The sequence below is a fragment of the Hydrogenophaga palleronii genome (assembly GCF_031457455.1).
GTDB classification, from domain to species: Bacteria; Pseudomonadota; Gammaproteobacteria; order Burkholderiales; family Burkholderiaceae_C; genus Hydrogenophaga; species Hydrogenophaga palleronii_A.
Genome location: NZ_JAVDWU010000003.1, coordinates 296,275 through 308,635 on the forward strand (window position 1 = coordinate 296,275; position 12,361 = coordinate 308,635).

11 protein-coding genes are annotated in these 12,361 nt (G+C 67.3%); 10 read left to right on the plus strand and 1 reads right to left on the minus strand.

Going from position 1 to position 12,361, the window contains the following annotated elements:
• Positions 1-75: 75 nt before the first annotated feature.
• Complete coding sequence (locus tag J2W49_RS08955; RefSeq protein ID WP_310314545.1) at positions 76-1,896, minus strand: sigma 54-interacting transcriptional regulator; 1,821 nt, start codon at positions 1,894-1,896, stop codon at positions 76-78.
• A gap of 265 nt (positions 1,897-2,161) precedes the next feature.
• On the opposite strand from J2W49_RS08955, the gene J2W49_RS08960 reads away from it, so the two are divergent.
• The 10 genes from J2W49_RS08960 to J2W49_RS09005 all read left to right on the plus strand — a co-directional run bounded on the left by J2W49_RS08960 (position 2,162) and on the right by J2W49_RS09005 (position 12,333).
• Entirely contained in the window at positions 2,162-3,637 is a 1,476-nt protein-coding gene (locus J2W49_RS08960; RefSeq protein WP_310314548.1) for a benzaldehyde dehydrogenase, read from the plus strand.
• Positions 3,638-3,682: 45 nt separating this feature from the next.
• Positions 3,683-4,981, plus strand: a complete 1,299-nt coding sequence (locus J2W49_RS08965; protein WP_310314551.1) for an ABC transporter substrate-binding protein — start codon at positions 3,683-3,685, stop codon at positions 4,979-4,981.
• A 203-nt stretch (positions 4,982-5,184) separates the two neighbouring features.
• Positions 5,185-5,907, plus strand: coding sequence for an ABC transporter ATP-binding protein (locus J2W49_RS08970; protein WP_310314556.1), 723 nt, complete (start codon positions 5,185-5,187; stop codon positions 5,905-5,907).
• A gap of 17 nt (positions 5,908-5,924) precedes the next feature.
• Positions 5,925-6,686 (plus strand): ABC transporter ATP-binding protein, encoded by a 762-nt coding sequence (locus tag J2W49_RS08975; RefSeq protein ID WP_310314559.1) that lies wholly within the window; start codon positions 5,925-5,927, stop codon positions 6,684-6,686.
• A complete protein-coding gene (locus J2W49_RS08980; RefSeq protein ID WP_310314561.1) occupies positions 6,683-7,603 on the plus strand; it encodes a branched-chain amino acid ABC transporter permease in 921 nt (306 codons plus the stop codon). The genes J2W49_RS08975 and J2W49_RS08980 overlap by 4 nt, the downstream gene beginning before the upstream one ends.
• Positions 7,600-8,577 carry a branched-chain amino acid ABC transporter permease gene (locus J2W49_RS08985; protein ID WP_310314564.1) on the plus strand — a complete coding sequence of 326 codons (978 nt, stop codon included), beginning with the start codon at positions 7,600-7,602 and terminating at the stop codon, positions 8,575-8,577. The genes J2W49_RS08980 and J2W49_RS08985 overlap by 4 nt, the downstream gene beginning before the upstream one ends.
• The gene (locus J2W49_RS08990) at positions 8,574-9,341 is read left to right on the plus strand and encodes a coniferyl-alcohol dehydrogenase (protein WP_310314568.1); all 768 of its coding nucleotides are present in this window, start codon (positions 8,574-8,576) and stop codon (positions 9,339-9,341) included. The genes J2W49_RS08985 and J2W49_RS08990 overlap by 4 nt, the downstream gene beginning before the upstream one ends.
• Before the next feature lie 9 nt (positions 9,342-9,350).
• On the plus strand, positions 9,351-10,538 hold the full coding sequence (locus tag J2W49_RS08995) for an ABC transporter substrate-binding protein (RefSeq protein WP_310314569.1): 1,188 nt from the start codon (positions 9,351-9,353) through the stop codon (positions 10,536-10,538).
• 38 nt (positions 10,539-10,576) lie between these two features.
• The gene (locus tag J2W49_RS09000) at positions 10,577-11,467 is read left to right on the plus strand and encodes a SphA family protein (protein WP_310314572.1); all 891 of its coding nucleotides are present in this window, start codon (positions 10,577-10,579) and stop codon (positions 11,465-11,467) included.
• A gap of 14 nt (positions 11,468-11,481) precedes the next feature.
• On the plus strand, positions 11,482-12,333 hold the full coding sequence (locus J2W49_RS09005) for an alpha/beta fold hydrolase (protein WP_310314574.1): 852 nt from the start codon (positions 11,482-11,484) through the stop codon (positions 12,331-12,333).
• Positions 12,334-12,361 lie beyond the last annotated feature (28 nt).

The window sequence follows — 12,361 nt, forward strand, 5'->3', positions numbered from 1 at the left end:
AGAACTGGCGCGCAAAGACCCCTCACCCCAGCCCTCTCCCCAGAGGGGCGAGGGAGTGAAGCCACCTCAAAAGAGTCAAACCACCAACCCAAACTTCTTCGCCCGATAAGCCACCGTCGCCCGGCTCACCCCCAAATCCCGCGCCGCAGCAGACAAATTGCCACCACTGCGCCGAATCGCCTGGCGCAACAACGCCAGTTCGGCCTGCTCCAGCGTGCCACCGGGCGCAGTGGCAGGTGCTTCTCGTTCGTCAGCAACCTGAGCCGCACCACGCAGGTTGAGCGTGACCGGCCCGTCTTCACGCCACGCCAGCGACAACACGTCCTGCGCGAGCGACTCGCCGCTGCTGAACAGATGGTGCACTTCAATCGCCTCGCCGTCGCCCACCAGGATCACGCCGCGCTCCACCAGGTTCTGCAGCTCGCGGATGTTGCCGGGGAAGCCGTAGTTGTACATGGCCTTCACGGCGGCCTGGCTGAAGCCTGCCACGCTGCGGCGGTGGCGCCGGTTGTAGTGCGCCAGGAAATGGCTCATCAGCAGGGGGATGTCGTCGCGCCGGTCGCGCAGGGGTGGCAGGTGGATGGGGAAGACGTTGAGGCGGAAGAACAGGTCTTCGCGGAAGTGGCCGTTGCGCACCGCCTGGCGCAGGTCCACGTTGGTCGCGGCGATCACGCGCACGTCCACCGGAATGGTCTTGCTGCCGCCCACGCGTTCCACTTCGCCCTCTTGCAGCGCGCGCAGCAGCTTGCCTTGGGCCACAAAGCTCAGGGTGCCCACTTCGTCCAGAAACAGGGTGCCACCGTTCGCGCGTTCAAAACGCCCGGCGCGCGAGGTGCCTGCGCCGGTGTAGGCGCCGCGCTCCACGCCAAACAGCTCGGACTCCATCAGCGTTTCAGGAATGGCTGCGCAGTTGATGGCCACAAAGGGTTGCTCGGCTCTGGGGCTGATGCGGTGCAGGGTGCTGGCAAACATCTCCTTGCCCACGCCGGACTCGCCCGTGAACAGCACCGTGGCGGTGGTGGGTGCCACGCGGCGCAGCATGTGACAGGCTGCATTGAAGGAGGACGACGCGCCAACCATGGTCGGGTCCGGGCCCGGGTTGGCGGCGGCGAAGGCGGCCAGGTCGGCAATGGGCGCGGATGCGACATCGCTGGCTGTGCTGCCGACAAAGGACTGGACGTTGAGGTAGCGCAGGTCTTGCTGCACGTCGTCCCAGAGTTCGGCCGACCTGCCGATGACACGGCAATGAGCGTCACCGGACGAGCGGCAGCTCATTTCGCGAAACACGACGAGCCGACCAAACAGCGTGCTCACATAGCCGGTGGCATAGCCCACCTGCATCCAGCACGCGGGGGAACCGCCCACGCCGTAGGCGGCGATGTGCTCGTCGTCTTCAATGGAGTTGTGCCAGAGGAATTCGCCATCGTAGGCGCCTGAGACCGCGTCGTAGCTGGCATGCACCAGCTCCACCCGCACGGAGCCTTCCAGTGCATGCAGGCGCGTGCCGGCCAGTGCGGTGGAGGTGGGGTCGGCGTCGGGCCATTGTTGGCGCACCATTTGCGCATCGCGTGCGCCACTCACATAGCCTGCCCGTGTGAGCAGGCCGCGCGCCTTGTCCAGCCCGATGCTGTCGATCAGCTCGCGGCGCAGCGAGCCCAGGGCATCGGAGTGCAACAACAGCATGCGCTGGTCCTGCAGCCAGATGCGGCCGTCGCCTGGCGAGAAGAACAGGCACTCGCTCAGGTCGGCCACCGTGGGATGACCGGCCTGGCTGCTGTCGCTGACGTCGAAGCCGGTCAGCGGCAAGGGCCTTTGCGGCGCTCCCGCCTCAGCTTCAGCCTGCCGCGCGCTTGCCAAACGGGCCAGCTCGGCCAGGGAAATGCGCTTTTTGGTCATGCGGTGGTGGTGAATACCAGGTGAAAAATTTGATGTCTGGTGAAAATCCAAACATCAAATTTAGTTACCAATCATAAACATATGAGGTGGTTTCGCCCAGTCCCGGCCGTCGTTTTTCACCCTAGGGAAACTCCTGATCTCCGTCTCTGAAAAACGCGGCGTTTCAGGCTCCCGCAACCGCGCCGCATGACGCGGCTGGTATGCCCGTTGCAATTCCTGTGGCACCCACCGTGTGGTGGCGTTCAAGTTCAACAGGAGATGAATCATGGGTGTGAGCGAACAACTGACCTGGCTGGACAGCAGCCTCTGGGAAGGCAAGGCCTTTGACGGCCAGTGGACCACCGCGCTGAGCAGCGTGCGCGACGTGAAAGAACCGGCCACCGGCCAGGTGCTCTCCAAAGTGGGCATCGCCAGTGCGGCTGACATGCGCGCCGCCATTGGCCGTGCACAAGCTGCGCAGGCCGCCTGGGCCGCCACGGGGCCGCGTGAACGCTCCGCCGTGTTCCACCGCGCCGCCGCGCTGTTCCAGCAGCACTTCGGCGAACTCGCCATGGCCATCGCTCGCGAAACCGGCGGCATCGTGCCCAAGGGTCAGCACGAGGTGAACGAGTCCATCACGCTGTGCCACCTGGCCGCAGCCCTGCCCATGCAGGCGCAAGGCCAGGTGCTGCCCGCTGCGGCAGGCCGCCTGTCTTTTGCGCGGCGTGTGCCGCACGGCGTGGTGGGGGTGATTTCGCCCTTCAACTTTCCGCTGATCCTGAGCCTGCGCGCCGTGGCCCCGGCGCTGGCACTGGGCAATGCGGTGGTGCTCAAGCCCGACACGCGCACCCCTGTGAGCGGCGGTTTCATCATTGCCAAAGTGTTCGAAGAAGCCGGCCTGCCGGCCGGTGTGCTGCAGGTGCTGCCGGGCGATGCCGAAGCCGGCGAGGCGCTGGTGACCGACCCGCGCGTGCCCATGATCGCCTTCACCGGCTCGCCCACTGTGGGCCGCCGCATCGGCGCGCTGGCGGGTGAACACCTGAAGAAGGTGTCGCTGGAACTGGGTGGCGCCAACAACCTGATCGTGCTGGAAGACGCCGACCTGGATGCCGCCGCCAGCGCCGCCGCCTTCGGCGCCTGGTTCCACCAGGGCCAGATCTGCATGGCCTCCAACCGCATCCTGGTGCACGAGTCCATTGCCGAAGGCTTCAAGGCGCGCATGGTCGGCAAGGCCACGCACCTGCCGGTGGGCGACGGTGCCAGCGGCCAGGTGGCCCTGGGCCCAATGATCGACGCCAAGCAGCTCAAGCACTTCGACGACGTGATTCAGGACAGCATCAAGCAGGGCGCTGTGCTCGAAGCCGGCGGCACCTACGAGGGCCTTTGCTACAAGCCCACCGTGCTTTCGGGCGTGAAGCCCGGCATCCGCTCGTTCGACGAAGAGCCCTTCGGCCCGGTGGTCAACCTGGTCACGTTCAGCACCGACGACGAAGCCGTGCAGCTGGCCAACACCAGCCAGGGTGGCCTGGCCGCTGCGGTGATCAGCCCCTCGATCGGCCGCGCCATGGCCATTGGCCAGCGCCTGCGCGCCGGCATGGTCCACATCAACGACCAGACCGTTTGCGACGAGTGCACCAACCCCTTTGGTGGCCCCGGCATCGGTGGCAACGGCGGCAGCGTGGGTGGCCCGGCAGACATCGACGAGTACACGCAGTGGCAGTGGATCACGGTGAAGGACGCGCCACCAGCATTCCCCTTCTGATCCGGTCCTGATCTTCGCAATTCACCCCCACTAGAGGAGACAAACATGAACAACACACAAAACCACCTGGGCCGCCGCGATGTGCTTCGCGCCGGTGTCGCCACCGCCGCCGGTGCCGCACTGCCGATGCTGGCATTTGCCCAGAGCGACACACTGCGCATCGGCGTGGTCAGCCCCACCTCCGGCCCGCTGGGCATCTTCGGCGAGGGCGATGGCCATGTGCTGGATCTGGTGCGCAAGACCGTGGCCGGAGGCATCGACGCCGGTGGCAAGCGCCTGAAGCTGGAATTCATCCACAAGGACACGCAGTCCAACCCGGTGCGCGCCGCGCAAGTGGCCAAGGAGCTGATCAACAGCGACAAGGTCGACCTGGTGCTGTCCACCTCCACGCCCGAGACGGTGAACCCGGTGGCCGACGCCTGCGAGGCCGCAGGCATTCCGGCGCTGTCCACCACATCGCCTTGGGAAGCGTTCTACTTCGGTCGCGGCGCCAAGCCGGGCGAGCCTTCGCCGTTCAAGTGGACCTACCACTTCTCGTTCGGTGTGGGCAACTTCGCCAAGCTTTACGCCGACCAGTGGAACCTCGTGCCCACCAACAAGAAGGTGGGCATGCTGCTGCCGGCCGATGCCGACGGCAACGCGATCCGCGGCCTGCTGATCCCTCAGTTGGAGAAAGCCGGCTTCACCGTGGTCGACGCCGGACCGTACCAGAACGGTGTGGCCGACTTCTCGGCACAGATCGCGCTGTTCAGGAAAGAGGGCGTGGAGATCATCAACACCTTCCCCTTCCCGCCCGACTTCGCCGTGTTCTGGCGCCAGGCTGCACAGCGCGGCCTGGCCAAGCAGGTGAAGATCATGCAGATGGCCAAGGCCGGCCTGTTCGCCGCCGAACTGGAGGCACTGGGCGCGCTGGGCCACGGCCTGCATGCCGGGGCCTACTGGCACCGCAGCTATCCGTTCCAGTCGCCGGCCACCGGCCTGTCGTGCGCACAACTGGCCGACAGCTATGAGAAGGCCAGCGGCAAGGTGTGGAACCAGCAGCTGGGCGCCACCGCCTCGCTGTTCGACGCCGCACTGGCGGCCGTGCGCGCCTGCCCCAACCCCAAGGACCGCGCAGCAATGGCGCAGTCGCTGGCCACGCTGAAAACCGAGACCGCGGTGGGCCTGGTGGACTTCACCGCCGGGCCGGTGCCCAACTGCACCCCCACCGGTGTGGTGGGCGTGCAGTGGGTGCGCGCCAAGCCGGGCTCGAAGGCGAAGTTTGATGTCGAGATCGTTTCCAACGTGGACCATCCGCGCGTGCCGACGACCGCAAAGATGACGGCGTACGCGATGGGGGCCTGAAGACTCCGCTCCCCCCCGATGCGCCTGCGGCGCTTCCCCCTCAGGGGGCGGCGCTGGTGGCCCGGCAAAGCCGGTTCCACGGCGCCCTGGGTTGAGACTGCTGCGCTCAACTGCTTTTTCCGCCCGCGCGGTGATCTGAGGGATGGTATGGGGCCGCGCGGGCATTTTTCTCTTCTCTTTCCATTCTTCGACTGAAGGTCATCATGGATCTCTTGAGCGGCACGCGCATCGTGAAGCGCTTTGGCAGCCTGGCTGTGCTGCACGGCGTGGACATTGCCATCCGGCGCGGTGAAGCGCTGGGGGTGGTGGGCCCGAACGGTGCGGGCAAGACCACGCTGTTTGGCGTGCTCGCGGGCACGTTGCCGGCCAGCGAAGGCCAGGTGCATTTTGAAGGCCAGGACATCAGCGCATGGCCTGCGGCCACACGCTGCCGCCACGGCATTGCGCGCACCCACCAGGTGCCACGGCCGTTTCTGGGCATGTCGGTGCTGGAGAACACGCTGGTGGCCGCGCAGCACGGCGCGGGCATGCGCGGCGCCGCAGCACTGAAGCAGGCGCAAGAGGCGCTGGACCGCGTGGGCCTGGGCGCGCTGGCGGCCCGGCCCACCGCCACGCTGGGCCTGCTGGACCGCAAGCGCCTGGAACTCGCGCGCACCCTGGCCACGCAGCCCACCGTGCTGCTGCTCGACGAGATCGGCGGCGGGCTCACCGAAGGCGAACTGCACCAGCTGGTCGACCTCATCGGCACGCTGCGCGACGACGGCCTGACCATCGTCTGGATCGAGCATGTGCTGCACGCGCTGCTGCGCGTGATCGACCGCCTGATCTGCATGGACGCCGGTGCCGTGCTGGCCGAAGGCACGCCCAGTGAGGTGATGGCCGACCCGCGGGTGATGAGCGCTTACCTCGGAGGGATTCCGGCATGAGCGCGGGAGATTCTCAAATGAACGACACCCTGCTTGAAGTACAAGGCCTGCGCGCGGCGCATGGCCAACTGGTCGCCGTGCGCGACCTGGATTTTTCCATCGCACGCGGCGAGGTGGTGGCCCTGATCGGCGCCAACGGCGCGGGCAAGACCACACTGCTGCGCTGCCTGGCCGGCGTGCACCCCAGCGCGGCGGGCAAGGTGCTGCTCGACGGCGCCGACATCACTGCGTTGCTGGCCCACCAGCGCGTGCGCAGCGGCCTGGCCATGGTGCCCGAGGGCCGACGCCTGTTTGACGACATGAGCGTGCGCGAGAACCTGCGCGTGGCCGGCGACAACGGCCGCCCCGGCGACTGGACCCTGCCCCGCGTGCTGGAGGCGCTGCCCGCGCTGCCACCCATCATCGACCGGCCCGCTGGGGCGCTCTCCGGCGGGCAACGCCAGGCCGCAGCGATTGGCCGCGCGCTCATGACCAACCCCGACGTGCTGCTGCTCGACGAGGTGTCGCTGGGCCTGTCGCCGCTGGCGGTGGAAGAGGTCTACCGCAACCTCGCCCATCTGCGCGAAGTCGGCCGCACCAGCCTGCTGCTGGTGGAGCAGGACCTGTCGCGCGCCATGGCCTTTGCCGACCGGGTGTTGTGCCTGCGCGAGGGCCGCATCGTGCTGCAAGGCCCTGCAGAGTCGCTCACCCGCGAAGCCGTCACGGCGGCTTACTTCGGCGTTGAAGCAGGCGTTGAATCAAGCGCCCAGGCCGAACGACCCATGGAGACACAAGCATGACCGAAGCCCTGATCCAGGGCCTGCTGCTGGGGGGCTTCTACGCCATCCTCGCGGCCGGCCTGTCCCTGATGTTTGGCGTGATGCGCATCATCAACCTCGCGCACGGCGACCTGGCCATCGTGGGCGCTTTTGGCGTGATCACGCTGACCGAGCGTTTCGGCATGTCACCCTGGCTGGCGCTGTTGCTGATGCTGCCGGTGATGGCAGTGGTCGGCATCGTGCTGCAGCGCTGGCTGTTCGCGCGCACGCTGCGGGCGGGCATTCTGCTGCCGCTGCTGGTGACCTTTGGCCTGGGCGCGGTGCTGCAGAACGCGCTGTACGGCGCGGTGGGCTCGGAGGCCCGTTCGCTGGGCAGCGCGCTGGGCGACCTGGCCTGGGCCAGTTGGGAACTGCCCGGCGGCATCATCGTGGGTCAGTTGCCGGTGATCGTCTTCTTGCTCGCGGTGGCGGTGCTGAGCGCGTTGCAGCTGGTGCTCAGCCACACGGCCCTGGGCCGCGCCATCCGCGCCGCCGCCAGCGACCCCGAGGCCGCTGCGCTGTGCGGTGTGGACGCGCAGCGCGTGCACCGGGCAGCCGCCGCCATCGCTGTAGCGCTGGCCGGCCTGGCCGGTGCGGCGCTGGCCATGCAGGCCACGGTGGAACCCTATGGCGGGCCCACTTTGCTGATCCAGGCCTTTGAGGCGGTGGTGATCGGCGGCATTGGTTCGCTGTGGGGCACGCTGCTGGGTGGCGTGCTGCTGGGCGTGGCGCAGAGCCTGGGCGCGCTGTGGGCGCCACAGGGCTTCCAGCTCGCCGGCCACCTGCTGTTCCTGGCGGTGCTGGGCGCTCGCCTGTGGCGCCATCACCGCCACCAGCTGGGCCGCCCCGCGTTGCCCGCCTGGCGCCACCCGCGTGCACGAAAGGCGGCACAGGCATGAACACCTCCAAACAACTTTCGCTCGCGCTCGCCGCCGTGCTGCTGCTGGCCTATGTGCCCGCCTTTGCGGGCGCCTCGATGGTGGACAAGCTCACCACGCTGTTCATCTACATGCTGCTGGCCACCACCTGGAACCTCATGGCCGGTTATGCAGGCCTGGTGTCGGTGGGCCAGCAGGCCTTCTTCGGCCTGGGCGGCTACCTGGCGCTGCGCCTGGTGGACGGCGGCCTGCCGGCCTACCCTGCGCTGCTGGCAGGCGCAGTGGGGGCGGCGCTGGTGGCCTGGGTGCTGTCTTTCTATGTGCTGCGCCTAAAGCATGGCGAGTTCGCCATCGGCACCTGGGTGGTGGCCGAGGTGATCCGCATCCTGGTGATGCTGGACCCGCTGATCCAGGGCGAAACCGGCACCTCGCTGATCGCGCTCAACGCGGTGGAGCCGGCGCTGCGCCGCAGCATCGGCTACTGGTTCGCGCTGGCCGCGCTGGCCGGCATGGCGCTGGCCATGGCCGTGCTGCTGCGCAGCCACGTGGGCACCGCCGCCCGGGCCATTGGTGACGACGACGAGGCCGCCGCCTCGCTGGGCGTGCGCGTGCTGCGCACCCGCCAGGCGATCTACGTGCTGGCGGCCTTTGGCGCGGCACTGGCCGGTGTGGCCTGGCTGGCCAGCGCCATCACCTTTCTGCCGCGCACCAACTTCGGCGTGCAGTGGTCGGTGCTGATGCTGTTCATGGTGCTGGTGGGCGGCCTGCGCAGCGGGCCCGGACCCTACATCGGCGCGCTGCTGCTGTTTGCGCTGCAGGAATTTTTGGGCGACTTCGGCGCCTGGTACCTCGCTGGTCTGGGCGCGGCCGCCGCCGGCTGTGCCCTGTTTCTGCCGCAAGGGCTGTGGGGCGCACTGAGCCCCCGCCTGGTGCGGCTCTTTGCCCGCCCTCCTGCTTCACCCGTTTCCATCCCCCAAGAAAGGACTGCTCCATGAACCTCCAAGGCAAAACCATCGTCGTCACGGGCTGCGGCTCGGGCATCGGCTCCGACTTCGCCAAACTCGCCCGCCTGCAAGGTGCGCGCGTGATCGGCGTGGACCGCAACGATCCCATGCTCACGCTGGACGGCTTCGTCAAGATCGACCTGGGCGACCCGGCCGCCATCGACGCCGCCATGGCCCAGTTGCCCGCGCACATCGACGCGCTGGCCAACATCGCCGGCGTGCCCGGCACGGCGCCCGCCGAGCTGGTGGGCAAGGTCAACTACCTGGGTCTGCGCCACTTCACGCAGCGCGTGATGGAGCGCATGGGCGAAGGCGGCTCGGTGGTCAACATCTCGTCCATCCTGGGTGCCGAATGGCCGGCCCGCCTGGAGCTGCACCGCGAACTGGGCGCCACCGCCAGCTTCGAGGCCGGCGCCGCCTGGCTCGCGAAACACCCGGTGCCGCAAGAGACCTGCTATCAGTACTTCAAGGAAGCGCTGATCGTCTGGACCTACACCCAGTCGCAGAAGCAGTTCCTGGAGCGCGGCGTGCGCATGAACTGCGTGGCGCCTGGCCCGGTGTTCACGCCCATCCTGGGCGACTTCGTGCAGATGCTGGGCAACGAGCGCGTGGAAAAAGACGCGCACCGCATGAAGCGCCCCGCTTTCAGCGACGAGGTGGCACCAGTGATCGCCTTCCTGTGCAGCGACGCCTCGCGCTGGGTCAGCGGCATCAACCTGCCGGTGGATGGCGGGCTGGCTTCGACCTACATCTAAGAGCCTGACGTGCTTTCACAGCGACACGGACGACCTGTATGGCGATCGGTGGCCGGTGCGGTGCTGGCCGCTGCCTGTGCCACGGCCGCGTTTGCGCAGAGCGAGCGTCCCATCCGCGTGGGCGCCGTCAGCGCGCTCGCCGGACAGGCCGGCTTTCCTGAATCGTCCTGGGCGGCCGCGAGCTACTTCAATGCCGTCAACGCCGCTGGTGGTGTGAACGGTCGCCGCATCGAATACCTGTCGCTGGACGAAGGCCCGAACCCTCAAACGGCGGCCAGCGCTGCCAGGAAACTGGTGGCCGACCCGGAGGTGGTCGCGCTGGTGGGCGGGTCGGGCCTGTTCGACTGTCCGGTGAATGCCGCCACCTACGCCGCGGCCGGGCTGATGTCGCTGCAGGGCGCGTCGGTGGCACCGGAGTGCTTTGCTTCGTCGCACATCGTGCCCATGAACAACGGGCCTTACCTGGCTCTGGAAAACGCCGTCGCTTTTGCGGCAGAACACCTCAAGCACCAGCGGGTCTGCCTGAGCATTCTGGACCTGCCCGGCATGGGGGCCGGCTACAGACGCTCGCTCGACCGCCTCAAACCTTCATTGAAATCGGCGCTGGCCGATGTGGCCTTCCTGCAGCCGGACGCCGACTTTGCCGATGCCGTGCGTGACCGCCTGGCCCGCACCTGTGGCGCCGTGATCTTCACCGGCCATGAACCCGCCGTGCTGCGCTGGCTGGAAGAGGCGCAGAAGCAGGGCATGGGAAGCATCGACTGGATCTTTCTCACCCCGGCCTACACCGACCAGGTGGCCAAGGCCATCCGCTCGCCACAGGCGCGCGTGTACGTGATGGCGGAATTCGAGCCCTGGCAGAGCGCGTCGCTGGCGATGCTGGACTGGAAGCGCGTCATGCGCCAAGGCGAGCTGCCGCTGAGCGCGCTGGCGCAAGGGGGCTACGTCTCTGCACAAGTCTTCGTTCGCGTGGCACGCCAGATCCAGGGGCCCATCACCCGCGCGACATTCGCCCAGGCTTTGCGCGACATGCCTGAAGCCGAACTCTCTTTCCTGGGCATGCCCTTTCATGTGGGCCAGGCACAGGCCCATGCACCCAACCGCGCCAGCCTGCCCGTGACCTGGCGCAACGGCCACTGGAAGATCGCGGCCCCTGTGTGGATACAGGCGCCGCCACTGACTGCCCCTACCCCCTGATCCATCACCACTTTTTTCAACCACCAAGAGGAGACTTCATGAAAAAAACCAACCTGCTCATGGGCGCTGCAGCCCTGCTCACCGCCGCCTCGGCATCGTTCGCCACCGAGGGGGGCGGATCGACCTACCCCATCGGGGCCGAAAACCACCTGGCGGGCGCCGCGCCGCCACCGGGCGTCTATGTGCTGGAGTACGTCAACGTCTACAGCGCCGATCGGCTCAATGACGCACAGGGCAATGCCATCCCGGTGCCCGGCTTCAAGGTGAATGCCGTGGCGGCCGCCACCCGCATCGCCTGGGTGACGGACAAGCCCGTGCTGGGCGGTCAGCTGGTGGCCCACACCATCCTGCCGCTGGTCAACGTCAAGGTCAGCGTGGCGGGTCAGTCGGCTTCGCGCACCGGCCTGGGCGACGTGACCGTGGGCACAGGCGTGGCCTGGCACCATTCGCCGCAGCTGCACAGCGTGGCGGCGCTGGACCTGGTGCTGCCGGTGGGCAGCTACGACGCGGCCCGACCGGTCAACATCGGCCGCAACTACGCGTCGCTCCAGCCAATCTACCTGGTCTCCTGGATCGATCCGAACGGTTTGAACGCCGATGCCAAGATCGGCCTGAGCCTGAACCGCACCAACAAGGACACCGGCTACCGCTCGGGCAATGAGCTGAACATCGACTATGCCCTGGGCTGGGGACTGGGCAATGGCTGGGTGGTGGGCGTGGGCGGCAACATCTACCAGCAGCTCTCCGATGACAAACTGAATGGGCAGTCTTTGCCGGGCTCCAAGGGACGCGCCTACTCGATCGGCCCGAACCTGAAGTACGACGGCGGCAAGGGCTGGTTCATCACCGCCAAGCTGGCCAAGGAGTCTGGCGTGCGCGCACGCACAGCGGGCACCCAGTTCTGGCTCAAGACCACCATCCCGTTCTGAAAGAAGGAACGACCATGAACGACCCTTTCGTGCAGATCGACGGCGCCAGGATTCGCTATTGGGACAGCGGAGGGTCCGGACCTTCGGTATTGATGACGCACGGCATTGGCGAATCGCTGGAGTTCTGGCACCGGCAGTTCGACGCCCTGGGTCAGTCCTTGCGCCTGATCGCCTGGGACATGCCCGGGCACGGGCTGTCGGATGAGCTGGCCAGCGCCATGAGCCTGGACGGGCAGGCTCGCGTGGCCTGGCAGCTGCTGGACCAACTGGGGATCGAGCAGGCGCACCTGGTGGGCAATTCGCTGGGGGCGGCCATGTCCCTGCGCATGGCCGACCAGAAGCCTGCCCGTGTCGTATCCCTGGTGCTGTGCAACTCGGCGTCCCTGGGCGCCGAGGTGTTCGGCGCCTTCAAGCTGATGACGCTGCCCTGGCTGGGGGAGCTGATGAACAGGCCCGGCCCCATGGCGGTGGCACAACAGATCAAGGCGATCGTGCTGCGGCCCGATGCCATCACGCCGCAGGTGCGCACCGCCATCGAGCGCAACGTGCACAGGCCGGGTGCCTCCGCTCACTTCCTGAAGCTGCTTCGCGGCATGACCACACTGGGCGGCCAGCGCCGGGAAGTGTGGGCCCGTTCCCATCAGGTTCTGGGCAGCCTGGGCATGCCCATGCGGATCGTTCACGGTGAACAGGACGTGGTGCTGCCGATTGCCCACTCCATCGCGGCGCACAGCCTGTGCAGCGGTTCCGAACTGGTGCGGCTGCAGGACTGTGGACACACCCCCCAGCTGGAACAACCCGCCGTTTTCAACGCGCTGCTGCAGAAGTGGTTTCTGCAAAGCGAGTCCATGGCCACATCCATCTGATCCATCTGATCCATCTGATCCATCTGAT